At 62.4% G+C, this 25,146-nt stretch carries 23 protein-coding genes; 6 read left to right on the forward strand and 17 right to left on the reverse strand.

All coding sequences use genetic code 11. From position 1 onward, the window contains the following. Window positions 1–62: 62 nt before the first annotated feature. On the forward strand, window positions 63–377 hold the full coding sequence (locus RA24_RS03920; RefSeq protein WP_039189980.1) for an antibiotic biosynthesis monooxygenase family protein: 315 nt from the start codon (window positions 63–65) through the stop codon (window positions 375–377). Here the strand turns inward: RA24_RS03920 and RA24_RS03925 are convergent. From RA24_RS03925 to yajC, 10 genes are all read right to left on the reverse strand, one after another. Continuing rightward, window positions 371–910 carry a DsbE family thiol:disulfide interchange protein gene (locus tag RA24_RS03925; RefSeq protein ID WP_039169917.1) on the reverse strand — a complete coding sequence of 180 codons (540 nt, stop codon included), beginning with the start codon at window positions 908–910 and terminating at the stop codon, window positions 371–373. The genes RA24_RS03920 and RA24_RS03925 overlap by 7 nt on opposite strands. Continuing rightward, window positions 903–1,058, reverse strand: coding sequence for a heme exporter protein CcmD (gene ccmD, locus RA24_RS03930; protein WP_020424454.1), 156 nt, complete (start codon window positions 1,056–1,058; stop codon window positions 903–905). Before ccmD ends, RA24_RS03925 begins: the two co-directional genes overlap by 8 nt. After that, window positions 1,058–1,789, reverse strand: a complete 732-nt coding sequence (locus RA24_RS03935) for a heme ABC transporter permease (protein ID WP_039146341.1) — start codon at window positions 1,787–1,789, stop codon at window positions 1,058–1,060. The genes ccmD and RA24_RS03935 overlap by 1 nt, the downstream gene beginning before the upstream one ends. A gap of 56 nt (window positions 1,790–1,845) precedes the next feature. Next, window positions 1,846–2,502: a heme exporter protein CcmB gene (gene ccmB, locus RA24_RS03940; protein ID WP_039169910.1), complete on the reverse strand. Its 657-nt coding sequence runs from the start codon at window positions 2,500–2,502 to the stop codon at window positions 1,846–1,848. Beyond that, window positions 2,499–3,113 carry a heme ABC exporter ATP-binding protein CcmA gene (gene ccmA / locus RA24_RS03945; protein ID WP_039146346.1) on the reverse strand — a complete coding sequence of 205 codons (615 nt, stop codon included), beginning with the start codon at window positions 3,111–3,113 and terminating at the stop codon, window positions 2,499–2,501. The genes ccmB and ccmA overlap by 4 nt, the downstream gene beginning before the upstream one ends. Window positions 3,114–3,204: 91 nt before the next feature. Then, window positions 3,205–3,558: an Mth938-like domain-containing protein gene (locus RA24_RS03950; RefSeq protein WP_039189982.1), complete on the reverse strand. Its 354-nt coding sequence runs from the start codon at window positions 3,556–3,558 to the stop codon at window positions 3,205–3,207. Between the two features lie 11 nt (window positions 3,559–3,569). Beyond that, entirely contained in the window at window positions 3,570–4,322 is a 753-nt protein-coding gene (locus tag RA24_RS03955) for a TSUP family transporter (RefSeq protein ID WP_039189984.1), read from the reverse strand. Further along, window positions 4,315–5,283, reverse strand: a complete 969-nt coding sequence (gene secF / locus RA24_RS03960; protein ID WP_019295451.1) for a protein translocase subunit SecF — start codon at window positions 5,281–5,283, stop codon at window positions 4,315–4,317. Before secF ends, RA24_RS03955 begins: the two co-directional genes overlap by 8 nt. 1 nt (window position 5,284) lies before the next feature. Then, on the reverse strand, window positions 5,285–6,946 hold the full coding sequence (secD, locus tag RA24_RS03965) for a protein translocase subunit SecD (RefSeq protein ID WP_039169903.1): 1,662 nt from the start codon (window positions 6,944–6,946) through the stop codon (window positions 5,285–5,287). A 33-nt stretch (window positions 6,947–6,979) separates the two neighbouring features. Then, a complete protein-coding gene (gene yajC / locus RA24_RS03970) occupies window positions 6,980–7,264 on the reverse strand; it encodes a preprotein translocase subunit YajC (protein WP_019295449.1) in 285 nt (94 codons plus the stop codon). Window positions 7,265–7,575: 311 nt separating this feature from the next. Between yajC and RA24_RS03975 the strand changes: the two genes are divergently transcribed. Together RA24_RS03975 and serS are read left to right on the forward strand one after the other, a co-directional pair. After that, window positions 7,576–7,992 (forward strand): SET domain-containing protein, encoded by a 417-nt coding sequence (locus tag RA24_RS03975; protein WP_039189985.1) that lies wholly within the window; start codon window positions 7,576–7,578, stop codon window positions 7,990–7,992. A 146-nt stretch (window positions 7,993–8,138) separates the two neighbouring features. Then, the gene (gene serS / locus RA24_RS03980; protein WP_039189987.1) at window positions 8,139–9,431 is read left to right on the forward strand and encodes a serine--tRNA ligase; all 1,293 of its coding nucleotides are present in this window, start codon (window positions 8,139–8,141) and stop codon (window positions 9,429–9,431) included. Window positions 9,432–9,502: 71 nt separating this feature from the next. Here serS and RA24_RS03985 read toward each other — a convergent pair whose 3' ends face one another. The 5 genes from RA24_RS03985 to RA24_RS04005 all read right to left on the reverse strand — a co-directional run bounded on the left by RA24_RS03985 (window position 9,503) and on the right by RA24_RS04005 (window position 14,884). Next, window positions 9,503–9,970 (reverse strand): helix-hairpin-helix domain-containing protein, encoded by a 468-nt coding sequence (locus RA24_RS03985; RefSeq protein ID WP_039146363.1) that lies wholly within the window; start codon window positions 9,968–9,970, stop codon window positions 9,503–9,505. Window positions 9,971–10,030: 60 nt separating this feature from the next. Then, window positions 10,031–10,984, reverse strand: coding sequence for a fatty acid desaturase (locus RA24_RS03990; RefSeq protein WP_039189989.1), 954 nt, complete (start codon window positions 10,982–10,984; stop codon window positions 10,031–10,033). A gap of 317 nt (window positions 10,985–11,301) precedes the next feature. Next, window positions 11,302–12,765 carry a ribosome biogenesis GTPase Der gene (gene der, locus RA24_RS03995; RefSeq protein WP_019295444.1) on the reverse strand — a complete coding sequence of 488 codons (1,464 nt, stop codon included), beginning with the start codon at window positions 12,763–12,765 and terminating at the stop codon, window positions 11,302–11,304. A gap of 71 nt (window positions 12,766–12,836) precedes the next feature. After that, window positions 12,837–14,159, reverse strand: a complete 1,323-nt coding sequence (locus RA24_RS04000; RefSeq protein ID WP_039189990.1) for a PQQ-like beta-propeller repeat protein — start codon at window positions 14,157–14,159, stop codon at window positions 12,837–12,839. A 53-nt stretch (window positions 14,160–14,212) separates the two neighbouring features. Beyond that, window positions 14,213–14,884: a hypothetical protein gene (locus tag RA24_RS04005; protein WP_039146368.1), complete on the reverse strand. Its 672-nt coding sequence runs from the start codon at window positions 14,882–14,884 to the stop codon at window positions 14,213–14,215. A gap of 289 nt (window positions 14,885–15,173) precedes the next feature. Between RA24_RS04005 and RA24_RS04010 the strand changes: the two genes are divergently transcribed. Beyond that, window positions 15,174–16,286, forward strand: a complete 1,113-nt coding sequence (locus tag RA24_RS04010; protein WP_039169888.1) for an efflux RND transporter periplasmic adaptor subunit — start codon at window positions 15,174–15,176, stop codon at window positions 16,284–16,286. Beyond that, the gene (locus RA24_RS04015; RefSeq protein ID WP_039189992.1) at window positions 16,283–20,119 is read left to right on the forward strand and encodes an efflux RND transporter permease subunit; all 3,837 of its coding nucleotides are present in this window, start codon (window positions 16,283–16,285) and stop codon (window positions 20,117–20,119) included. The genes RA24_RS04010 and RA24_RS04015 overlap by 4 nt, the downstream gene beginning before the upstream one ends. A 75-nt stretch (window positions 20,120–20,194) precedes the next feature. On the opposite strand, the gene RA24_RS04020 is transcribed toward RA24_RS04015, so the two are convergent. After that, window positions 20,195–20,521: a hypothetical protein gene (locus RA24_RS04020; protein WP_019295439.1), complete on the reverse strand. Its 327-nt coding sequence runs from the start codon at window positions 20,519–20,521 to the stop codon at window positions 20,195–20,197. A gap of 520 nt (window positions 20,522–21,041) precedes the next feature. Here RA24_RS04020 and RA24_RS04025 point away from each other — a divergent pair. Next, a complete protein-coding gene (locus RA24_RS04025; protein WP_039189994.1) occupies window positions 21,042–23,216 on the forward strand; it encodes a methyl-accepting chemotaxis protein in 2,175 nt (724 codons plus the stop codon). Window positions 23,217–23,303: 87 nt separating this feature from the next. Here RA24_RS04025 and RA24_RS04030 read toward each other — a convergent pair whose 3' ends face one another. After that, complete coding sequence (locus tag RA24_RS04030) at window positions 23,304–25,133, reverse strand: ABCB family ABC transporter ATP-binding protein/permease (RefSeq protein WP_039146376.1); 1,830 nt, start codon at window positions 25,131–25,133, stop codon at window positions 23,304–23,306. Window positions 25,134–25,146 lie beyond the last annotated feature (13 nt).

Genomic DNA, 25,146 nt, shown 5'->3' on the forward strand with positions numbered 1-25,146 from the left:
ATTTACCAAAAATTTCCAAGTTGCTGGGACCATTCCGGCACTCACAAACACCGGAGGCTTCAATGACTGAAGCGGTAATCATTGGATTGCACCCCCGGTCCGGTAAATTCGAAGAGCTGGCTGCGCTTGTCCAACAGATGGTGGAACAAGTCCGCAGGCACGCGGGATGCTTGCAGGCCGAGATCCTGCTGGCTCAGGACCGGAACGAAATCGCAGTCTTCCAAAAATGGAAAGATAACGACTCTTTCAGCGACTACCTGATTTGGCGGTCCAAGCAGGAGCAGCTGGATCGGGTCTATGAAATGTGCGCCATTGAGCCTGAACTGAGCAGTTTCACCTTGGCCGCCCCTGTTGAAAGCCCGCAGACCGCTTACTGAGCTGCGGCCTTCTCCATCGCGGGGCGCAGGGTGCTGTCGATCACCCGCTGGGTGATCGGGCCTGCAAAGCGCAAGACGATCTTGCCGTTGCCGTCCACCACATAGGTCTCCGGCACGCCGTAGAGGCCCCAGTCAATTGCCATCCGGCCCTTTTCGTCCCGGCCGATCGCGGTGTAGGGGTCGCCCAGTTCGTTCAGGAAAGCCTCGGCATTGGCCAGCTGGTCCTTGTAGTTGATGCCGTAGACCGGGATGCCCTCCTTGGACAGTGCTTCGAGGTTCGGATGCTCTGCCCGGCAGGGTGCACACCAGCTGGCCCAGTAGTTCACCAGTTTCACGGTGCCGTCGCGCAGGGTTTCGTCGCTGAACATTTCCTTGCCGGGAAATTCGTCCAGCACCACCGGTGGCGCGGGCTGGCCTTCGCGGGCAGACGGCAGGCTGTTCGGATCCTCGCGGAACATGCCCACCAGTGCCAGGCCGACGAAACCTGCAAACACCACTCCGGGAACCGCCATCAGCGGTGAAATCTTAGCCATTGCGCTTCATCCGGGTTTCCAGGTTTTCCATCTCCCGGCGGACCTTGCGGCCGCGTAGGATTGTCAGCACCACCAGCGCAACCAGCAGCAGCAGCGAGGCGCCATAGGCCGATAGCACCGTGTCGGCGTATTTTCCAAGATCAGGCATCACGCCTCCAGCCGTTCGCGCGCCATCAAAGCCTTGATGCGGCGGGCGCGGATTTCAGTTCCGGTGCGGTAAAGCACCAGCGCAAGGAACAAGAGCACAAAGCCCGCCATGCAGACATAGAGCGGCGAGGAGAAGGCATCATGCACATTCTCTTTTTCATCAAGCGACAGCGACGCGCCCTGATGCAGCCCCTGGTTCCAGAAGTTCACCGCATAGCGGCTGAGCACGGCAAAGACCGAGCCCACCAGGCACAGGATCGAGGTCAAATCCGCGGCGGTGTCCGGGTTGTCGATCGCCTCCCACAGGGCGATATAGCCGAGGTAGAACAGGAACAGCACCAGGAAGGAAGTCAGCCGCGGGTCCCAGGCCCACCAGGTGCCCCACATCGGCTGCCCCCAGATTGCGCCGGTGATCAGTGCAATCACGGTCATTACCACGCCAATGGGGGCTGCCGCGCGGGCAGCCAATGCGCTGACATGGTGCCGGCGGATCACCCAGACCAGCGAAGCGACCAGCATCATGAACCAGGCATTGATCGCCATCAGCGCCGAGGGCACATGCAGGAAGATGATCTTGACGGTGGAGCCCTGCCGGTAGTCATCCGGCGTAAAGAAGAAACCCCAGACAAGGCCAACGGTGATCAGCACCGCTGAGCTGACCCAGAGGGCCGGCATCACCTTCTCGGAGGTGGCCAGAAACTTCTTCGGGTTGGCGTATTCCCAGATCGACATGGTGGCTATTTAGCTCTTGTTCTCGGGTTTCTCAATTCACGGGTCCGGCAAATGTCCTAGCGCAAATTGACGCGCAGGACAGCAGCGCTGGCAAAGGGCAGCAGGGCGATGGAGGCGGCGGAGATGCCGGCCAGCAGCAGCAGTGGCGTCTGCACTGCCATGCCCTCCGCACCGCGGCGGGCGACCTCGGAGCCGAAGATCAGCGTCGGCACGTAGAGCGGCATCACCAGCAAGGACATCAGCAGGCCGCCGCGCTTCAGCCCCACGGTCAGTGCGGCGCCAAAGGTGCCGATAACAGAAAGCGCAGGCGTACCCAGCAGCAGGGAGATCACCAGCCACTGGAAGCCCTGCACCGGCAGGTTCAGCAGCACGCCAAGCACAGGTGCGGCCAGCACCAGCGGCAGGCCGGTGGTGATCCAATGGGCCAGAGCCTTGATGGTGACGGTGCTTTCCAGCGGCAGCGGCGCGGTGGCCAGCAGGTCGAGCGAGCCGTCCTCCCAATCCAGCGCCAGCAGGCGGTCGAGCGACAGAAGGCAGGCCAGCAGCGCGCCCAGCCACAAAACGCCGGGGGCGATGCGGGCCAGCAGCTCTGATTGCGGCCCGACAGAGAACGGCACCATCACGGTCACGATCAGAAAGAACGCAAGGCCAAGGCCAAAACCGCCGCCCGCCCGGAAGGCGAGCTTAAGATCCCGCAGGAGAAGCGCAATCACAGGAAGCCTCCGTCAAAATCGTCGATCTCCGGCGGCTTGGCCTTGTAGGGGCCGACATCCAGCACCTCTGCCTCCAGTCCCAGGTCGATGTGGGTGGCAATCAGGGCAGAACCGCCCTGCCCCAGATGCGCGCGCACAGCTTCTGCGAACATTGCAACGGAGTTTACATCGAGGCTCACTGTCGGCTCATCCATGATCCAGATGGGACGGCCAGTAACCAGCATCCGGCTGAGGCCAAGGCGGCGTTTCTGGCCTGCAGACAGCGCACCGGCCTGCCGGTCGCGCAGAGTTTGCAGGTCGAATCCGTCCAGCGCCTGTTCAATGCCGTTGCGGCCAAAGACGCTGGCCCAGAACATCAAGTTTTCCGCCACACTCAGCGTTGGCTTCAGACCGTCGGAATGGGCGGCATAGGCAATCTGGTCCTCAGCGCCTTCAACCCGCCCTTTCAGCGGCGGCTGCAGGCCTGCAACAGTGCGCAGCAGCGTGGTCTTACCGATGCCATTGGGACCGCGCAGGATCAGTGCCTTGCCGGGCTCCAGCGCAAAGCTCAGGCCCTCCAGCACCGGGATGCCGCCGCGGGCCACGCCCAGATCCGTCACAGTCAATGTCATGAAGTTCGCTTATCCCATTGCTCCGGCGCATGAAAAGACTATTCAGAAAATGCCCGCTTTGCGGCAGGTCAAATACATCGGAAATTCACCTTCAGACTGGCAAGGCGGCCAAGGCAATCCGGCGGCCTTCGGACAACAGCACATTGTAAGTCCGGCAGGCGGCGGGCGAATTCATCGCCTCAACACCCAGCCCTGCATCCTCCAGCGCCTTGCGCAGGTCTGCAGGGATATGGGCGATCTCAGGCCCGGTGCCGATGAACAGCACATCAATTTCTCCGGCAAGCGCCAGCAGAGGCGCAGCGTCCCCCATGCCGTCCCAGCCCGCAGTACCAGCAGCCGAAGTCAGCACGCCGCCCTGATGCACCTTGCCGCCGATGCGGAAGAACCCGTCGCCATAGCCGTCGATGGGCAGCGCATCGGAAAAGCTCACTTCGTTCAGGCGCATGGGCGGTCCTTTCAGTCAAATACCGGGAGGCTGGATAACACGGCCAGCGCAATCACGGAATAGGAGGCTAAGCGGTAGATCTTCTCGAGCTTGGGATCAAACAGCGCTTTACCGGTCAGCGTGGTGACTATGTAGGGGATGCCGAGAAGGCAGGCCAGAATGACGGCCTTGAGGCTGGCCATGCCACCGAAGATCAGGTTGGCCGCGATCACCACATCCAGTGCAGCTAGGAACACGATGGTGTTGGCCCGGACCCGCGCGACATCACGCACGTTGGCGAGGTAGAAAACGATGACCACCGGCCCGGTGAGGCCGGTCATGCCGCCCACGATGCCGGCCGCTCCGCCGATGGCGAACCGCCCTGGCCAGCCGAGTTTGCCCTGCCAGCGCCAGCCGGAGACCACCGCGGCTAAGGTCACGCCGATTACCCCGGCAGCCACCCAACGCAGCGTCAGCGGATCCATCTGCGACATCAGCCACAATCCGGCCGGCACGGTGACCGCAGCGGCCATGGACAAGGCCCCGACTTCCGCCCTGTCCGCCTTGCTCCAGGCCTGCGGGAACAGGGTGATGGTGGAAAACACCCCCATCAGCACCATCAGGAACACCACATCCGCCGAGGGCAGGAACTGCGCGCCGACGGGAACAAAGATCATCGCGGTGCCAAAACCAGTGAAGCCGCGGACAAGACCCGCGGCTCCAATGGTTATCAGCAGCCAGACCAGCCCCGGCGTCTGCAGGGCTGCCTGAAACGCCTCAGGCATCGATGTTGCCGAACTGGTTGCCGGTGGTGTTGGCCTGCTTCGACCAGTCGCGCTTCACCCCCAGTTTCAACAGGATGGTGGAGGCGACGAAGACCGAGGAGTAGGTCCCGACAATAACGCCCCAGATCATCGCAAACACGAAGCCGCGGATCACGTCGCCGCCCAGCACATAGAGCGAGATCAGCGCCAGAAGCGTGGTGACGGAGGTCATCATCGTCCGGCTCAGCGTCTCGTTGATCGAGATGTTCAGAACCTCAGAGAGGTCCTTCTTCTTGTAACGGCGCAGGTTCTCCCGCACCCGATCGAAAACAACCACGGTATCGTTCAGCGAGTAGCCAACGATGGTCAGCAGCGCTGCAATGATCGCCAGGTCGAACCGGATCTGCAATTCCGAGAACACACCGATGGTCAGCACCACGTCATGCACCAGCGCCGCCACCGCGCCGAGGGCGAACTGCCATTCGAACCGCAGCCAGATGTAAACCAGAACCGCGGCAATCGCCAAGGCGACCGCAATAATCGCGGTGGTGATCAGCTCGCCCGAGACCTTGGGGCCAACGGACTCGACCGAGACGAATTTGATGCCCGGCGCCACCGCGTCCAGGGAGGCCTTCAGCGTCTCGATCATCTCACCGGAGATCGCCTCGCCGTCGTCCTGTGCCTGAATGCGGATCATGGCGACGTGCTGGTCTTCCTCGAAGGCCGGATCGAACACCTCGGTGATCGACACGTCACCCAGGCCGTGCACCGCCAGTGCATCGCGGTAGGCGCCAACGTCCACAGTCTCCGACGCCTCGGTGCGGATTGTGGTGCCGCCGCGGAAGTCGATGCCGAAGTTCAGCCCCTGAAACAGGAAGGAGGCAAAGCCCACCACCATCATCAAGGCTGAGATGCCCAGCCACAGCTTGGCGCGTTTGAAGAAATCGAATGAGGTTTCCTGGGGAACAAGTCTCAGCCGCATATCACACCTCAATCGTTTTCGGACGGCGCCGTTCAAACCACATGACGATCATCAGGCGGGTCACAAAGATCGCGGTGAACACCGAGGTCAGAATGCCCAAGCCCAGGGTAATCGCGAAGCCGCGCACCGGGCCGGAGCCCATGGCGAACAGGATCACCGCAGTGATGAAGGTGGTGATATTGGCGTCGAGAATGGCGCTGAGCGCCTTGGAGTAGCCTTCGTCGATGGCCTTGGCCGGACCGCGGCCCGCCTTCAGCTCTTCGCGGATACGTTCAAAGATCAGCACGTTGGCGTCCACCGCCATACCAACCGTCAGCACGATGCCTGCGATACCCGGCAGCGTCAGGGTGCCGCCGATCAGGCTGAGCATACCGAAGATCAGCGCGATGTTCAGGATCAGTGCCACATTGGCAAAAAGGCCAAACAGGCCATAGCTGAGGCCCATGAACACCAGCACCGCGACAAAGGCCACGATGGTGGCAATCTTGCCCGCGTCGATGCTGTCCTGGCCCAATTCGGGGCCGATGGTCCGCTCTTCCAGGAAGTCCAGCCCCGCAGGCAGCGCGCCAGCGCGCAGCAGCACGGCAAGGTTGGTGCTTTCCTCAACGGTGAAGTTGCCGGTGATGATGCCGGAGCCGCCCGGGATGTGCGACTGGATTACAGGCGCGGAGACCACCTCGTCATCCAGCACGATGGCGAAGGGCGAGCCGATGTTTTCGGCCGTGTAGTCGCCGAACCGGCGTGCGCCGGAGGTGTTGAAGCGGAAGGTCACAGCCGGTCGGCCGTTCTGGTCGAACGACGGCTGCGCATCCACCAGGTCCTCGCCGGTGACAACCGCGGCGGCCTCGATGGTGTAATAGAATCCCTCTTCGTCCAGCGACGGCACAACCTTGTTGCCGATGCCCGGTGCTGCGTCCGCGTCGCTGCCGCGGCCCACTACCGGGTTGAAGGTCAGCTGTGCGGTGGTGCCGATGATCGCCTTCAGTTCAGAAGCGGAACCGATGCCCGGCACCTGGATCAGGATCCGGTCGGCCCCCTGGCGCTGGATGGTCGGCTCACGGGTGCCGACCTCGTCGATCCGGCGGCGCACGATTTCCAGCGACTGGCGCACGGTCCGGTCGTCAGAGGCCAGCTTTTCCGCCTCGCTCAGCTGCACCACAAGGATGTCGCCTTCGGCAGCGACCTCAATGTCAGTTGCTCCGGCGCCGGTCAGGCTGGTGACCGGGCTAGCCAGGCCGCGCACCACTTCCAGCGCGCGGGCCATACCGTCCGGTTTGGAAATCTTCAGGCGAATCTGATCCACCGGGCCAGGCTGGCGCCTGAAGGTGCCGACAGTGGAGCGCTCGGGCCGCAGTGCATCGCGGACCTCCGGCCACAGCGCATCCATCCGCGCCTCATAGACATCCTCGACCTGCACTTCGGCCAGCAGATGCGCGCCGCCCCGCAGATCGAGGCCAAGGTTCACCAGACCCGACGGCAGGAAAGACGGCCACTGGCCTGCTGTTTCCAGCCGTTCCGGCGTTTCACCCTTGGCGATGATATCGGCGGCCGCGTCGTTGGCCTGTTCGACGCGGGTATAAAAACCGTTTGGCAGGGCAAGCATGATGCCAGCTGCACAAACCAGCCAGATCAGCACCCTCTTCCAGAGATCAATTTGCAGCATTGCCCTGCCTTTTCAGATGGTTGCGAAGGGTGCTTAAGCTGCCGGCTCGGTTTTGCTCAGAACCTGGGCAATGGTCGCCTTGACCACGCGCACCTTGACGCCATCCGCGATTTCGACCTCGATCTCGCCGTCTTCCTTGACCTTGGCCACCTTGCCGATCACACCGCCCTGGGTCACCACCTGGTCGCCGCGGCGCAGGCCGTCCACCATCGCCTGATGCTGTTTCATCTTCTTCTGCTGCGGGCGGATCAGCAGGAAGTACATGATCGCGAAGATCAGGATAAGCGGGAGAAATTGGCCGATTGCGCCAGCGTCCATGGGATATTCCTTCTGTCAAAGCGGCATGGTTTTCATGCCGGAAATTTGCAGCGGAACCTATGCGCTGGACAGGGGGTTTGCAAGGGAACCCTGCAGTCCCAAAGGGGCGGATTTCAGGCCGTAGCCAGTTGCCAGGCAGCCAGCAGTGAAAGAAAGTGCAAACACGACCTGCAGGCGTGCGGAAACTGATTGCAAAACAGTGCGATTCGGCGCTTTGCTTTCCCTTGCGCAAGCCGCCAGGCGCGGGGCCTTTGCCCCCTCTTTCCGGTCCGGATGGCGGCCCGGCCATTCCTGAAAGAAGGAACAGGCGCATGATGATGGTGCGCTGCTATCTCGCCCCCTCGGCTATCGAAGGGCTGGGCGTTTTTTGCCACGACAACATCACCAAAGGCGACATTGTCTGGCGCTATGACAGAATGCTCGACACCACCTTCCCGGAGAGCAAGCTGGACAATGTTGAACTCCACATAAAGGAGTTTCTGGAGCGCTACAGCTTCCCGGATCCCTGCCGCCCAGGCTACATGATCCTGCAATGCGACGAAGGGCGGTTCCTGAACCACTCCATGTATCCGAACCTCGATTTTTCCGACGGGGCCTGGGGCCGGGCGTTGACCAGCATACCGGCAGGCACGGAACTCACCTTTGACTATGCCGACTTCCTGACCGGCGAGATCCGCATGCAGCCACCGCGGCATCAGGTGCACATAATGTCAATGGCCGCGGAATGAACCAAAACAGGCCGGGCGCAACACCCGGCCTATTTCTTTTCACACTGTCAGGCGCTGAGGTGCCCGCCCCCTTCCCCTTTGTTCACCCTTGCGTCATAGGATGGGCCTACTGATTCAAACACCATTCAACGCTAGGAGAGACTCTCATGCATGACATCCGCGCTATCCGCGAAAACCCTGCCGCATTCGACGCCGCTGTGGCGCGGCGCGGGGATGCGGGCGTGTCATCCGAGATCCTGGCGCTGGATGAGGCGCGCCGCGCCAAGATCCTGGCCGCGGAGACCGCGCAGGCCGAGCAGAACAAAGCCTCCAAGGAAGTTGGCGCCGCCAAGGGCCGCGGCGATGAGGCCGAGTTTGAGCGCCTGCGCGCGCTGGTGGCCGAGAAGAAGGCTGAAGTGTCGGCGATGAACACCGAGGCCAAGGCGCTGGACCAGCAGCTTAGCGACATGCTGATGACCATCCCCAACCTGGCGTTCGACGATGTGCCGGACGGCGCGGATGAAGACGACAACGTCGAAATCCGCCGCTGGGGCGAGCCGAAAGCACTGGATTTCGAGGCCAAGGAGCATTTCGAGATCGAAGGCGTGAAGCCCGGCATGGATTTTGAAGTTGCGGCCAAACTGTCGGGCAGCCGTTTTGTGGTGCTGTCCGGCGCGGTGGCGCGCATCCACCGTGCGCTGGCCCAGTTCATGATCAACACTCATGTGGACGAAAACGGCCTGACGGAAACCTGGACCCCGGTGCTTGTGCGCGAAGAAATGATGTACGGCACCGGCCAGCTGCCCAAGTTCGGCGAGGACAGCTACAAGACCACCAATGGCTGGTGGCTGGTGCCGACGGCTGAGGTCACGCTGACCAATATCGTCAACGGCCTGACGGTCGAGGAAGGCTACCTGCCGCGCCGTTACGTTGCGCACACCCAATGTTTCCGCTCCGAGGCGGGCTCGGCTGGCAAGGACACCGCCGGCATGCTGCGCCAGCACCAGTTCGAGAAGGTCGAGATGGTCTCGGTCACGCATCCGGACAAGAGCATCGAGGAGCATGAGCGCATGACCCGCTGCGCCGAGGACATCTTGGAGCGCCTGGGCCTGCCCTACCGCACCATTGTCCTGTGCACCGGCGACATGGGTTTTGGCGCCCGCAAGACCCATGACATCGAGGTCTGGGTGCCCGGACAGAACACCTACCGCGAGATCTCCTCGGTTTCGGTCTGCGGCGATTTCCAGGCCCGCCGGATGAACGCGCGTTTCAAGCCGGCCGACGGCGGCAAACCGCAGTTCGTGCACACGCTGAACGGCTCCGGCCTGGCGGTGGGCCGCTGCCTGATTGCGGTGCTGGAAAACGGCCAGCAGGCGGATGGCTCGGTTAAGCTGCCCGAGGTGCTTGCCCCTTATCTGGGCGGCAAACTGACCCTGACAGCAGAGGGTGAGCTGGTCTGATCCAGACCGCGTCCCGGAAACAGAAACCGGCGCCCTTGGCGCCGGTTTACTCTTGAAGCAATGGCTTGAAGCTACTTCTTCGACTTCTTCTTTTTCTTTTCTGTGACGTTGCCTTCCAGAATGGCCTTGGCCTTGGCCTTTTCCTTCTCGATGGCCTTTTTTGCCTTGGCCTTCACTTTCTTGGCCTTCTTCTTGGCCTTTTCCTTGGCCTCGGCAAATTCCTCCATCAATTGCGCAGCTTGACGTTTGGCCTTCTTTGCCTTGGCCTGTGCCTTGGCGGCCTTCTCCTCCGCCGCCTGAAGCGCAGCTTCCGCAGCGGCCAGCTTGGTGCTCAGATCCGCGCCGTCCACCTCTGCGGCCCCATTGTGCGCCCGGGCGGCATCCTGCAGCAGGCCCGCCCGGCTGGCGCCAATCCCGGGAATGCTGCGCAGCTGCTGCTCCTCCATCCCGGCCAGCGCCTCGACGGACTTTACCCCGTTTTCCTGAAGGATCCGTTCCAGTGCCGGACCCACACCTTTTAGTTCTGAAATCGACGTCATGCCGCTGTCAGCCTCCCCCTCTAATTCACTTGGCTCTCCGGCAACCTTCGCAGGAAATGTTCATCCAGGAAAGGGCACCAGGCATTTCTTCTCTTCATCCCAAAGCTTTAGCGTCAGCGCCCGGACCGCTTCCGGGAACTTGATCCGGCGCAGCCCCAGTTCAGGCGGCAGGCTGTAATGGCACTGGCGCAGCCGGTAGGAGGGGATCCGGGCGTTGTAGTGGTGGATGTCATGCAGGGTGATATTTGCCACTGCCATGTCGAAGAACCAGCCGAAATCCAGGCAAGACGATCCCTGCAACGCCGCCACCTGCGGGTTCAGGTCCGGGCGGCGGTCCCAGTAGGTGTCCTCGAAATTATGCTGCAGATAGACCAGAAATACGCCGATCATGCCGCCGAGGAAAGAGAACGCCAGCCAGATCAGAATGCCGGTCACCCCTGCAACCCAATAGAGCAGTCCCAGCATGGCTACGATCACCAGATTGTGCAGGATCACCCCGGCAGCGCCGAACCGCACCGTGTTCTTGGGCCAGCGGTAGCGGATGAAATAGGTGAAGGCCGAACCCAGCGGCACCAGCACAAACGGATTGCGGTAGAGCCGGTAGCCCAGCCGCTCCCAGAAACCGGCCGCTTTCCATTCCCGCAGAGTCATGGTGTGGATCTCGCCAGTCTCGCGGTGCTCTAGATTGCCGATATTGGAATGATGCAGGTTGTGGTTCTGCTTCATCACCTCAAAGGGCGCAAAGGTGAAGGGCGACAGCACATGGCCAGCGATCTCGTTCTGCAGGCGGGTCTCGAACAGCGAATGGTGGCCGGTGTCATGCTGCAGCACGTAGAGGCGTACCGCAGCAAAGGAAAAGACCACCCCTGCGGGCAGCATCACATACCAGCGGTCGGCATGGGTGATGGCCAGATAGAGCGACAGGAAATAGAACGCAAATGTCCCGAAATAGCTGAGCGATGCCAGCCGGTTATCCTTTTCTGTGAACTTGCGCGTGTGTGCCCTCAGATCCATGAATTCTTCCATAAATGCGCGATGTGACAGGCATGCGAAATGGGCGCAGCCCGCCCAAGATAAACCTCAGATAATTCCAGCTTTGCCAAAGGCAAGCCGGCTGAGGCAAAGCGCCTCAACCCAAGGGATATCACCGCGCCACTCTGGATGGAATAGCCGGGTGCTGGCCAAGTCAGTACGGCGGATGCCTGCCGAAGGTACAACAGACCTCCGTTGCAGAACGCGAAAACGCCGCCCCGTGGGGCGGTGCCGGGCCAAACGGGCCAAGGTATTCTTTGAATGCCGCGAAGCCGGGCGGGAGCGCTCGCCGCCGGAGATCAGCTGCCGCGTTTCTTCAGGTGCTTTTCCAGCGCGCCTGCGTTCTTTGCCCGCTTGCCTCTATAGGGGTTCTTGTCGCCCTGCCCGCGCATATACAGGCGGATCGGGGTGCCGGGCATGTCGAAATCCTCGCGCAACCCGTTCACCAGATAGCGGGTATAGCTTTCCGGTAGCTTGTCAGGGTGCGAGCACATCACCACGAACCCCGGCGGGCGGCTCTTGGCCTGGGTCATGTAGCGCAGCTTGATCCGCTTGCCCTGCGGCGCGGGCGGCGGGTGCTGCTCCAGCATGCCAACCAGCCAGCGGTTCAGCGCTGCGGTCGGCACCCGCCGGTTCCAGGTGCCATAGGCCCGCATGATCGCCTCATGCAGCCGGTCCAGCCCCTTGCCGGTCTTGGCCGAAACGGTGACCAGCGGCGCGCCGCGCAGCTGCGGCAGCAACCGGCCGAAGGCTTCCTTGAGGTCGCGCAGCTTTTCTTGCTTGTGCTCTTCGGCGTCCCATTTGTTGACCGCAACCACAACCGCACGCCCCTCGCGCTCGGCCAGGTCGGCAATCCGCAGGTCCTGTTGCTCAAACGGGATGCTGGCGTCCAGCAGCACCACCACAACCTCGGCAAATTTCACCGCGCGCAGGCCGTCGGAGACCGAAAGCTTCTCCAGCTTCTCCTGCACCTTTGCCTTTTTGCGCATGCCGGCGGTGTCAAACACCCGCATAGGCGTGTCTTTCCAGTTGATCTTGAGCGAGATCGCATCGCGGGTGATCCCGGCCTCGGGCCCTGTCAGCAGCCGGTCCTCGCCCAGGATCTTGTTGATCAGTGTCGACTTGCCCGCATTGGGACGGCCCACCACGGCAACCTGCAGGGGCTTGGCGTCGGTCGGAACCGGGATGACCTCTTCTTCGTCCTCGCCGATCTCTTCATATAGTTCGACATCGGTGACCGGGGCATGCTCTTCGGCCTGGGCCTCGAACTTCTCGGCCAGCGGCTGCAGGATGCCGTAAAGGTCCGGCATCCCTTCGCCATGCTCGCCCGACAGCCGCAGCGGCTCACCTAGGCCTAGGCCGTAGGCTTCCAGCACACCGGCCTCGGCGGCATTGCCCTCAGCCTTGTTGGCGGCGAGGATCACATGCGCGGACCTGCGGCGCAGGATATCGGCAAAGATCTCGTCGGTCGGGGTAACGCCGGTGCGGGCGTCGATCATGAACAGGCAGATGTCGGCCATGTCCACCGCCCGCTCGGTCAGCCGGCGCATTCGGCCTTCCAGCGAGTTGTCGGTGGCATCTTCCAGACCCGCAGTGTCAATCACCGTGAAGCGCAGGTCGCCCAGCCGTGCCGCGCCTTCGCGCAGGTCACGCGTCACGCCCGGCTGGTCGTCGACCAAGGCCAGCTTCTTGCCCACAAGGCGGTTGAACAGGGTGGACTTGCCCACATTGGGACGGCCCACGATGGCGAGGGTAAAGGACATCAGACCAGCTTTCTGCGATTCAGACGCGGCTCATAGCGCATCCGCGCGGCTTGTGCCACCCGGAAACACTGTCAGCGGTATGCCAGCAAATCGCCCTTGGTGGAAACTACATACAGCGTGCGCCCGGCGACAACCGGTGCCGTGGTGGCGCCGCCAGGCACTTCCGCGGTGCGAGACAAGCTGCCGTCGACGGGGTTGAAGAAACGAAGCAACCCGTCGTTGGAGGCAAGAACCACCTGACCGCCGGCCACAACGGGGCCGTGATGCACATGGATCTGGCCGCGTTTGCGTGGCTTGTCTTTCAGGTAGCCTGGCAGGTCCACGGCCCAGATAACCTCGCCGCTGCTGGCATCCAGCCGCAACAGCTGGTTCAGGTCGCTGACCTGGAACAGGCTGCCGCCCGCAGGCCAGGCGGTGCCGGATGCGCCTTCACGCGCGGTCCAAAGACGGTCGCCGGTTTCGAGATCGATGGCCACGGTCCGGCCGGAGTTGTTACCGGCATAAAGACGGTTACCGGACACCACCGGCGCGCCGGTCACATCGCTGATCCGCGACAAGGTCTGGCCGGTGCGCTTGCCCGCAACGGAGGCGCTCCAGCGGCGCAGACCACCGCGGCGGAAGGTTGCAATCAGATCGCCGGACCCGAAGGCAAATACTGCAAGGTCATTTGTCACAACCGGCGCCGGGGCGCCCAGGACATTTGCCGGAGACGGCGCAGCATCAATTTGCCAGGCGATGCGGCCGTCCTTGGTGTTCACAGCCCAGCCGGTGTCGTCGCCTGCCACCAGATAGACCAGCCCGCCGCTGACCCGCGGCTGGCCGGACCCTGTGGCATCCAGTTCCTGCCGCCAGACCAGGTTGCCGTCCGCTGCGTTCAGTGCGGTCAGCACACCAAAGCCGGAGGACACATACAGCACGCCGTCAGCAAAGGCCAAACCGCCGCCTGTGGCCTGACCCTCGTCATCGGCGGCCGGAATCAGTTCGCTTTGCCACAGGAGCTGGCCTTGCGGAGATACCGCAGACACCCGCGCGGCGCTGTCCAGGGTGTAGATACGGCCGCCGCCCACAACCGGGGTTGCGGTGATGCGCTGGCGGCGGCTGTCGCCGGCGCCGATCGAGGCAGACCAGATGCGCTGCGGGGCGGCCGCCAGTGCCGGATGCGCGGTGCGCCCGTCCTCAGCGCCGTGGCCCTGTTCCCAGCTGGCATTGGCCGCCTGCTGCGGCAGGGAAATGGCGCGGGACTGATTGACGATCTCTACTGCGGCATCGGGGCGGATGTCCTCGCGCTCGCCGCGCAGGATAACCTCTTCCTCCGAGCAGGCCGCCAGAAGAGCCGCAACAGCGGTTGTGCAAAGAAGAACCCGTGCCCGGGAGATTGATTTGATTATTGCCATTGCCCTGCCCTGTCTGCCGTTCTTGTTCCGCAAGTTTCCATCCGCGGAGCGCCTTACCCCTCAGGCGCGGCGTCCCCGTTGACCGAGCCGCCAAGCGCCACAATCACCTGAGACGCGCGGTCTTTCAAGTCTGCAGTGACAGTCGCATCCGCAACAATGTCCCGCAGGCGGCTAATGGCAGCCTCTGTGTTGTCTTCCTCCACATCCAGCAGAGCCAGCTGTTCTGACGCCAGCAATGCCAGCGGCGCGCCGGGCTGGGCCAGCGCCTCGTATTGCACACGGCGGTCCGCGGCGCTCAACGTTTCGGCCTGCAGCGCCAGCGCCTTGAAGCTGGCGACGTGCCGGTAGATCAGCGGCAGATCGCCATCCACGGCCACCGCCTCAAGCTGCGCCACTGCTTCGGCAGTCTTGCCGGCCTCTGACAGCGCCGCAGCTTCAAGCATGTTCAGAATGGCTGCACCGCCGGCGCTCTCTGCCGGCACGGCAGCCAATGCCTCTGCCTGTTTTTCACTGCCGTCGATTTTCAGCGCCGCGGTAATATCGTCCCCCAGCGTTTCAGCTGCTGCCTGTTCCTTGGCCTTGTTGTATTCGCGGAACGCGGCACCGCCGACGATCAGCACCACGGCTGCGCCGCCGATCCAGCCATAGCGTTTCAGCATCAGGAAAAGCCGGTCACGGCGGACCTCTTCTGTCACTTCGTCGATAAAGCTGTCGGTGTCGCTCATGAAAAGCCCCTGATATGCGCGGCCCGGGCTGGCGCCCGCACCTGTATTGAATGCGTTGCGCCCCTCTTACCCCGGCTCAAAGGCCAAGCCAAGTGGCCCGTTTGCACCAGAAACTTCGGCAAATGGGCCAGAAAAGCAAGAAATGTGAACTAAACCACTTAGTTTAGAATGGACATCTCCTATATCAGCCCTATCACATACGCGCGACTCCCCTGTGAACCGGCCCTGCCGTCCGACGGACATAGGTAAGGTGCACGTGGAAGAAGACAGAGAATAGGAAAGGCCCGACATGCGCATTGTACCGATACTGACTGCAGTGGCGGTATCCGCCAGCCTCTATCTGGTGGTTTTCGAGCGTGACGATCTGATGGCCTTTGCCCGCGGGGAAGACGCAAATGAGGCGGCCGGGGCCGAAACTGCCGCCGAAGGCCAGAAGCTGACGGAGGCGGAAGATTCGCGCGTCGGCGTTGTCGCCATCCAAAGCAAAGCACGGACCATTGGCAACGCAGTGATCCTGCGCGGCCAGACCCAGGCTATCCGACAGGTGGAAGTACGGGCCGAAACCACCTCCACCGTGATTTCTGAGCCGCTGCGCAAGGGCGCCCATGTCAAGAAGGGCGATCTGTTGTGCGAGCTGGATCCCGGCACACGGCCCGCATCGCTGCTGCAGGCGCAGGCGCAGCTGAAGGAAGCCAAGATTAACCTGACCGCCGCCGCCAAACTGTCAGAGGGCGGCTATGCCTCTGAAACCCGTCTGGCCTCAGCTGAGGCTGCGGAGCGGTCCGCGCAGGCCGCAGTGGCCGCGGCAGAGCGGGAAATCGGTCACCTGACCATCACCGCGCCCTTTGACGGCCTGCTCGAAAGCGACACCGCGGAACTGGGCAGCCTGCTGCAACCCGGCAGCCTGTGCAGCACGGTGATCCAGCTCGATACCATCAAACTGGTTGGCTATGTGCCGGAAGCGGAAGTCAACAAAGTGGAACTGGGCGCCATTGCCGGCGCAGAACTCTCCACCGGCCAGCAGGTCCAGGGCGAGGTCACCTTCCTCAGCCGCTCTGCCGATCCGACCACCCGCACCTTTGAGGTCGAGATTACGGTGCCGAACCCGGACTTGAGCATCCGTGACGGCCAGACCGCAGATATCGCAATTTCCTCAGCCGGCTCGCTGGCGCACAAGCTGCCGCAATCGGCACTGACGCTGAACAACGAAGGCCAGCTGGGTGTGCGCGTTGTCGGACCCGACAGCACCGTGGTATTCTACCCCGTGCAGCTTCTGCGGGATGAGGCGGATGGCGTCTGGCTTGGCGGCCTGCCTGAGAACGCGGATGTGATCGTGGTGGGACAGGATTTCGTAACCGAAGGCGTCGCAGTGGCGGCCACCTACCGGGAGACTGAACAGTGATTGGCATCGTCGATTGGGCCGCCGGCCGCGCCCGGATGGTCCTAGCGTTCATCGCAATCTCTCTGCTTGTCGGCGGATTTGCCTATTCGATGCTGCCCAAGGAGGGCGAGCCGGACATCGAAATTCCGGCCCTGTTCATCTCCGTCCCCTTCCCCGGCATCTCTGCCGAGGACGCCGAATCCCTGATGGTCAAGGTGATGGAGACCGAGCTTGCCGACCTTGACGGGCTCGACAAGATGACCTCCACCGCGGCCGAGGGCTATGCCGGGGTGGCGCTGGAGTTCGAATTCGGCTGGGACAAGACCGCCATCATGGCCGACGTCCGCGACGCAATGGACAAGGCCGAGGCGGAATTCCCGGAAGGCGCCGAGAAATACTCGATCACAGAGATCAACTTCTCCGAATTCCCGATTGTCATCGTGAACCTGACCGGCGCGGTGCCGGAACGCACGATGGCGCGCATAGCCAAGGACTTGCAGGACGACCTTGAGGCACTGGATGCGGTGTTGGAAGCCGGGATCGCCGGCAACCGCGACGAGATGGTCGAGGTACTGATCGACCCGCTGCGGCTGGAAGCCTATAACGTCACCGCGCTGGAGCTGATCAATGTTGTGCAAAACAACAACCAGCTGATTGCGGCCGGTGAGGTCGAAACCACCCAGGGCGCGTTCTCAGTCAAGATCCCCTCTTCCTTTGACGATGTGAAGGACATCTATCAGCTGCCGGTCAAGACCAACGGCGACCGGGTGGTCAAGCTGGGCGAACTTGCACAGATCAACTTCACCTTCGAGGACCGCGAAGGCACCGCCCGCTTCAACGGCGAGGACACGGTTGCCCTCCAGGTGGTCAAGCGCAAGGGCTACAACCTGATCGACACCGTGAACCTGGTGAAGGAAACCATCGAGGTCTCCAAATCCAAATGGCCGCCGGAACTGCAGGCCGCTGTCGAGGTCGGCACCTCCAACGACCAGAGCCGCGTGGTCGGCTCCATGGTCAGCCAGCTGGAAGGCTCGGTGCTGACCGCCATCGCGCTTGTGATGATCGTGGTGCTGTCGGCGCTTGGCAGCCGGGCCGCGCTGCTCGTTGGTTTTGCGATCCCGACATCCTTCCTCTTGTGCTTTGCGCTGCTGGCGCTGATGGGCATCTCTATCTCCAATATCGTGATGTTCGGCCTGATCCTCGCCGTGGGGATGCTGGTTGATGGCGCCATTGTGGTGGTGGAATACGCCGACAAGCGGATCAAGGAAGGCACCGGCCCGATGCACGCCTATGTCGAGGCGGCGCAGCGGATGTTCTGGCCGATTGTGTCGTCCACCGCGACCACGCTTTGCGCCTTCCTGCCGATGCTGTTCTGGCCCGGCGTTCCGGGTGAGTTCATGGGCATGCTGCCCGTGACCCTGATCTTCGTGCTGTCCGCCTCGCTGGTGGTGGCGCTGATCTACCTGCCCGTCATGGGCGGCGTCACCGGCCGCATCAGCCGCACGTTTGAGGGCGCTTCGCGCGCGCTGCGGATGGTTGCACCCTGGTGGCTGCGTGCGGTGCTGGTGCCGGTCGCCATGTGGGGCATGTTTGCAGGCGCCATGCAGATGCTGAACCCCTCCTACCTGCTGGGTGAGGACACCGGACCGATGGCAGGCGTGCTGTTCGGCGGGCTGGTGTTTACGCTGGCGTCCTTTGCCGCCTCGATCACGCTTAGCTCAGTCAAAGTAGAGCGCGAGGAGCAGGAAGTTGCCCCCGGCTACCATCACACCCCGTTCGGCCATGTGATTAAGTTCATCGCGGGCAACCCGGTAATGCCGGTGGTGACCATCGCCGCCGTAGGCTTTGCCATCATGACCGTCTTCTCGACGTTCAGCGAGAACAACTACGGCGTTGAATTCTTCGTTGACTCGGAACCGGAACAGGCCACCGCCTATATCCGCGCCCGCGGCAACATCTCTCTGCATGAAAAGGACGAGATGGTGCGCGCGGCCGAGGAGGTCATTCTGGACCACCACGCAGTGATCAACGTGTTCTCCTTTGCTGGCGACGGCGGCCTCAACACCGACAGTTCCGGCGCCCAGCTGCCGCCGGACACGATCGGCCAGGTTCAGTTTGAGATCATCCCCTGGGAGGAACGCCCCACCGAGAGCGAGCCGCTGGACGGCTGGTTCGGCGGACTGCTGAGCAAATACCTGGGCTTTGAGAAAAAGGTGATCGCCGAGGAATACGACGGCAACACCGTGATCGACGAGTTGAATGCCATTCTCGGCAAACTGCCCGGCTTTGAGGTGGAAGTCCGCGCACTAGCGCAGGGCCCCGCCTCCGGCAAGCCGGTGCATCTGCGCCTGCGCGGCGATGGCTGGGAAGACCTGACCGCAGCAGCGTTGACCGCACGGGAGCAGTTCGAGAACACCCCCGGCCTGATCCTGATTGAGGACAGCCTGCCCCTGCCCGGCATCGACTGGCAGATCGACGTGGACGTCGAGAAGGCCGGCCGCTACGGCGCCGATGTGGCGACCGTGGGCGCGATGGTGCAGCTGGTCACCCGCGGCATCCTGCTGGATACCATGCGGGTCGACAGCTCCGACGAGGAGATCGAGATCCGCGTCCGTCTGCCGGAACAGGACCGGGTGCTGTCAACGCTCGACAACCTCAAGGTCCGCACCTCGGACGGGCTGGTGCCGCTGTCGAACTTCGTGACCCGCCAGCCGGTGCCGAAACTCGCCCAGATCAACCGCATCGGCCAGGAACGGTTCTATGATGTCAAGGCAGACGTGGAACCGGGCCTGAACAAGGTGGTGATCGAGGATGCGGACAGCGGCGATCTGACTCGCCTGGCAGTCCTGAAGGAACTGCCGGAAGGTGCCGCCGCAACTGGTGAAACGTTGATTGCGCCCAATGGCAAGACCATGCAGCTGCTGCAGCTGACGGGTGCTGAGAGCTTTGACGCGGTGCTGGCTGCGCTGGACGACGGCGCCAAGATCAGCCCGGTGAACCCGAACGAGCGGATCGCCATCCTCACCGAATGGCTGGAAAGTGACCCGCTGCCGCGCAGCATCGGCTGGGAGTGGACCGGCGACCAGGAGGAGCAGGAGGAATCCGGTGCCTTCCTGTCCAAGGCCTTTGCCGGCGCGCTGGCGCTGATGTTCGTGATCCTGCTGGCCCAGTTCAACAGCTTCTACAACTCGGTGCTGGTGCTGCTGGCCGTCGTGCTGTCCACCACCGGCGTGCTGATCGGCATGATGGTGATGCAGCAGCCGTTCTCGATCATCATGACCGGCACCGGCATCGTGGCGCTGGCGGGTATCGTGGTGAACAACAACATCGTGCTGATCGACACCTATCAGGAGTTCAGCCAGCAGATGCCGCGGATTGAGGCGATCATCCGCACCGCCGAGGCGCGTATCCGCCCGGTGCTGCTGACCACCATCACCACGATGGCGGGCCTGACGCCGATGATGTTCGGCGTCAGCCTGGACTTCATCAACGGCGGCTACTCTATCGACAGCCCCACCGCGCTGTGGTGGAAGCAACTGGCGACCGCCGTGGTCTTTGGCCTGGGGATCGCCACCGTGCTGACCCTGGTGGTCACGCCGTCACTGCTGTCGATCCGGGTGTGGTTCTCCACCTATATGCATGCGCTTGGCCGGATGTTGTCGCGGATCACCCGCGGCCGCTCCAGCCGCATCGCGCAGGACTCCAAGCTGTTCAAGAAGGCGCGTCAGCTGCCGACCACTGAGATCCAATGGGTGGAAGATGCAGCGCCAGAGACAAGCGAAGGCCAAGCGGATACCGAAGAGGACGAACCGCAGCCGCCTGCCCCGCGCGGCCGCCTGCGCGCAGCGGAATAACAAGACAAACAAAAAGCCCCGCTCCGGCGGGGCTTTTCAATTCTGCGTGCCGCCGTTTCAGACGCTCCGCAAAGATCAGTCGGTAAAGGTGTACTCACCCAGATCACACAGATCGAGGCCATAATCCTCTGCCTCGGAGCCATCAGCGAAACTGCCTCGGATGTCGTAGACGCAGGTGGTTGCGCCATCGGCAATCAGCACGCCGATCTCATAGCCCGGCGCCAGATAGCCGCCTTCCATCAGGTTTCCTTCCCAATCGTCGGAAGACGCGGGCGACACATTGAACTCCACAAGATCAGCACTGCTGTCGTTTACCAGCAGGAACTCAAGGTCTTCAGCATGGGCGGGCGCCTGAAAGGCAAGCAGTGCAGCCGCGGAGGCTGCGGTCAGAAAGGTCTTCATCTACATGTCCTTGTATGCGGGCAGGCAGTCGTTAGCGCTGCCTCAGCCCGAAGTGCGCGAACATTAAGCCAGCAGTAACATCGGTCAACGGGAAATGAGTCACAACGCTCCCCTTCGGGGCCTCAGTTGCGGGCGTTTCAGTCAACTGCTTTGCAGGGTTCATTGCAAAAGCAAGAAAACCCTCTGGGGCAGACGGCCAGTAAGATTGAATCTTAAATAGTCTTACGCGGCGGCAATGCAGCAATGGAAAATCATCGCAAATTATTGTTATTGCTACATTTTTCACACGGCAACTTGATTATTTCCAGTCAAAATCATGCATGGAAGGCGCATTTTTTTGGGCAAATGCGTCACGAGCAGCCGGACCTTGCCGCATGTGGCGGATGGCTCGGCCGCCCGGTCAAATTTTCTCAAGACTGTCCAATTGTTCCATTCACAAACCGTTATTCTTTACATGCTTATCAGCAATAGCAACGGGACTTTTCCCGCTTGGCGTGTTTTTTGTTTAAGGAAGAAGACGATGTCACTACGCGCGCAAATCCTGGCGCTGATCACGGTCCCCTTCATCGCCCTGGCAGCGATTGGCGGACTAAAGGCTGCCGCAGACTGGGAGCGCTTTCAAAACGCGCGGGCCACGCAGGCCGAAACCCGAAGCTCTGTCGCGCTGATGGAAGCTATCCACCATCTGCAGGTTGAACGAGGCCTGTCAGCTGCCTTCCTGTCCTCCGGCGGCAATTCCGCCGCTGCCGGGCTGAACGATACCCGGATCAAAGTGGACACCGCCATGCAGAGGGTACCGGACACTGCGGGCGCCTCACTGCAGCATCTGTCCGAGCTGACCAGCCTTCGGCAGGCAGTCAGCGATCTGGCTCTCGAACCCGGCCAGATGGGCGCGCGCTACTCCGCAATGATCGGCGCTTTGCTAAAGGACGCTAGCCTGCAGTTGCTGCACCAGAAGGATGCCCGCCTTGCACAGCTCGGCGCCGGGCTTGTCAGTCTTGCCTACGCCAAGGAGGCCGCAGGCCAGCAGCGGGCGGCAGGCGCAGCCGGGTTCGGCCTGGGCAGCTTCAACCTGACCCTATACCGCTGGTTCACCCGTACCGGCGCAGTGGAACACCAGTTGCTGGATATTGCGGGCCTTGCCTTACGAGAAGTGCTGGCTGGCCAGGACCTGCGCGCAGGGCTCGCGCCTGCGGGTCTGCCCGGCATACGCGACGAGGTGCTGGAAGCGGGCCCAGGCGCACTGGCGCCGGGCTATGCCGCCAAGGAGTGGTTTGACCGGGCAACCCAATGGGTCGGTTCGCTTCGCGACTCGGAAATGACCGTAACGGATCAAATGATTGCAATCTCCGCGTTTGAGGCCGCCCAATCCCGGCAGGCCCTTATTGTGACGCTGGCAGCGGTCGCCGCTTCGCTGATTGTCAGCGGTGCCATCGGCCTGCGCCTGATCACCGCCTTCACCCGCCAGTTCGGCGCGCTGCAGACGGACCTGGACCGGCTGGCCCGCAAGGAATTCGATTTCGAACCGGCACATCTGGAGGCGAAAACGGAAATCGGCAAGCTCAGCCGCGCGATGGAGAAAACCCGCGCCGCTCTGGCAGCCGCTGACGAGAAGCTCGCGAATATCGAGGCGAGCCGGATCGCCGACCGCGGAGCGGTTGTAGGCAAGCTGGACGACCACCTCGCCCGACTGTCCGGCCGCGATCTGGAATGCACCATTGATGAGGCCTTTCCGGAGGAATACGAGCAGCTCCGGCAAAGCTTCAACACCACGGTGGCAACCCTGAAGGAAACCATTGAACAGGTGATTTCCGCGGCCAGCAGCATCCACAACGGCGCAACCGAAATCAGCACCGCCTCCGACGACCTGTCGAGCCGAACCGAAAGCCAGGCTGCCACCCTTGAAGAGACCGCCGCTGCGCTTGAGCAGCTGACGGCATCAGTCAAATCTTCTGCAGACGGCGCCCGCGGTGTGGAGCAGACGATGCAGGAAGCCCGCAGCGAGGCCGAGGCCAGCGGCGAGGTTGTCCGCAAAGCGGTGACCGCGATGAATGAGATTGAGCAATCTTCGGTCAGGATCTCGCAGATCATCTCCGTGATTGACGACATCGCCTTTCAGACCAACCTGCTGGCGCTCAACGCCGGAGTGGAAGCTGCGCGGGCCGGAGAAGCCGGCAAGGGATTCGCCGTGGTTGCCAGCGAAGTGCGGGCGCTGGCGCAGCGTTCTGCCGACGCCGCAACCGAGATCAAGGCGCTGATTGGCGACAGCTCCAAACATGTGAAGCAGGGCGTCGATCTGGTCGGTGAAACAGGCGAGGCGCTGACCAGTATCGTCGGCAGGGTCAACGACATCTCGCAGCTGGTTTCCAGCATCGCCGAAGGCGCCGCGGAACAGTCCACTGGGCTGACCGAGATCAACACCGGCGTCGGCCAGCTGGATCAGGTCACCCAGCAAAACGCTGCCATGGTGGAGGAGGCCACAGCCGCAGGCCACATGCTGCACAGCGATGCAGGCAAACTGGCAGAGCTGATGGCCAAATTCAAAATCTCAGGTTCCGCCGGGAGCGCCGTCCCCAGCAAACCTGCGGCGGCCGCTGCACCGGCCTCCGCCACCGCCCACGGCGTTGACATAGACTTTGGCGACGTGGTTCCGGTTCCTGCCAAAGCGGCCAACGGGGGGTGGGAAGACTTCTGAAGCCGCACCGTATTACAATTGGAAAAGGCCAGTTCCACGAACTGGCCTTTTCTGCCGGAAACCCCGCCGTAACCTTGGCGTCTGCTGTCAGGCTGCGTCCTGATCCGCCTGCTGGCGTTGCCACAACCGGGCGTAACGGCCATCCTGCGCCAGCAGGTCCTCATGGGTGCCGGTCTCCGCAATCTCGCCCTGCTCCAGCACCACGATCCTGTCAGCCTCGGCGATGGTCGACAGACGGTGGGCAATGGTGATCACCGTTCGCCCCTGCCCGGCCCGTGCCAGCGCCTCTTTGATCTCCTGCTCTGTGTCGGTGTCCAGCGCCGAAGTTGCCTCATCCAGCAAGAGCACCGGCGGGTTCTTCAACAGTGTCCGGGCAATCCCCACCCGCTGCTTCTCACCGCCGGAAAGTTTCAGCCCTCGTTCACCGACCTGGGTGTCATAGCCCTCCGGCAGCGCCATGATGAAGTCGTGGATCTGTGCGTCCCGCGCCGCCTGTTCGACATCCTCCTGGGTGGCCCCGTCGCGGCCATAGGCGATGTTGTAGCGGATCGTGTCGTTGAACAGCACAGTGTCCTGCGGCACTACGCCGATGGCGTGATGCAGACTTTGCTGAGTCACCTCCCGCACGTCCTGACCGTCGATCTTCAGCGCCCCGCCGGTCACATCATAAAAACGAAACAGCAGCCGGCCGATGGTCGATTTCCCCGAGCCGGTGGAGCCGACAATCGCCACGGTCTGGCCCGGCTCCGCCTCCAGCGAGATGCCCTTCAGGATCTCGCGCCCGGCATCGTATGAAAACTGCACATTCTCGAGCGTGATGCGCCCGCCATTGACCTTCAGCTCGCCGGCGCCCGGCCTGTCGCTCACATCAGCGGGCTGTTCGAGAAGGTCGAACATCTCTCCCATGTCTACCAGGCTCTGGCGGATTTCTCGGTAGACGGTGCCAAGGAAGTTCAACGGCACAGTGATCTGAATCATGTAAGCGTTGACCATGACAAAATCGCCCACGGTTAGGTTGCCCTGCTCCACCCCGATGGCGGCCATCACCATCACCCCGACCAGACCTGCGGTGATGATCACGCTCTGGCCGAAATTCAGCGCCGCCAGCGAATAGGCTGTCTTGAGCGCCGCCTGCGCATACCCCCGCATGGCGCCGTCATAACGTTCTGCCTCGCGTTCCTCGGCAACGAAATACTTGACGGTTTCAAAGTTCAGCAGGCTGTCAATGGCCTTCTGGTTGGCGTCGGTGTCCTGCTTGTTCATCTCCCGGCGCAGCTTCACCCGCCATTCTGTGACTGCGAAGGTGAACCAGACATAAAGCCCGATGGTGACGGCCACGACGACCAGGTACCAGGCGTCGAACAGCACCGTCAGGATCACCGCGACCAGGGTCAGCTCCAGGATCAGCGGGCCGATGGAAAACAGCATGAAGCGCAAAAGGAACTCGACGCCCTTCACCCCGCGCTCGATGATCCGGCTGAGGCCGCCGGTCTTGCGGGTGATGTGATAGCGCATCGACAGGCGGTGAATGTGGGTGAAAGTCTCCAGAGCCAGCCGCCGCAGGGCGCGTTGCCCCACAGGCGCAAAGACCGCATCCCGCAGCTGCTGGAAGCCGATGGTCAGGATCCGCGCCATACCATAGGCCACCGTCAGTCCCACAGCCCCAAGCGCCAGCGGCGGCACGCCTTCGCCCGCCAGGCTGTCCACCGCGCCCTTGTAGAGCATCGGGGTATAGACCGCGATAAATTTGGCCAAAACCAGAACTGCCAGAGCCAGCACCACCCGCACTTTCACCGCGCGATTGCCCTCGGGCCACAGATACGGGCCCACCTTGCGCAAAGTGCGCAGGCCGGAGCGGCGTTCGTCCTGTGCGATGTCTGCTTGCGGCGGCGCGGCGGCCTGATCAGTCTGGGTCATGGCTGTTCCTGGC

The sequence above is a fragment of the Leisingera sp. ANG-M6 genome (assembly GCF_000813905.1).
Taxonomy (GTDB): domain Bacteria; phylum Pseudomonadota; class Alphaproteobacteria; order Rhodobacterales; family Rhodobacteraceae; genus Leisingera.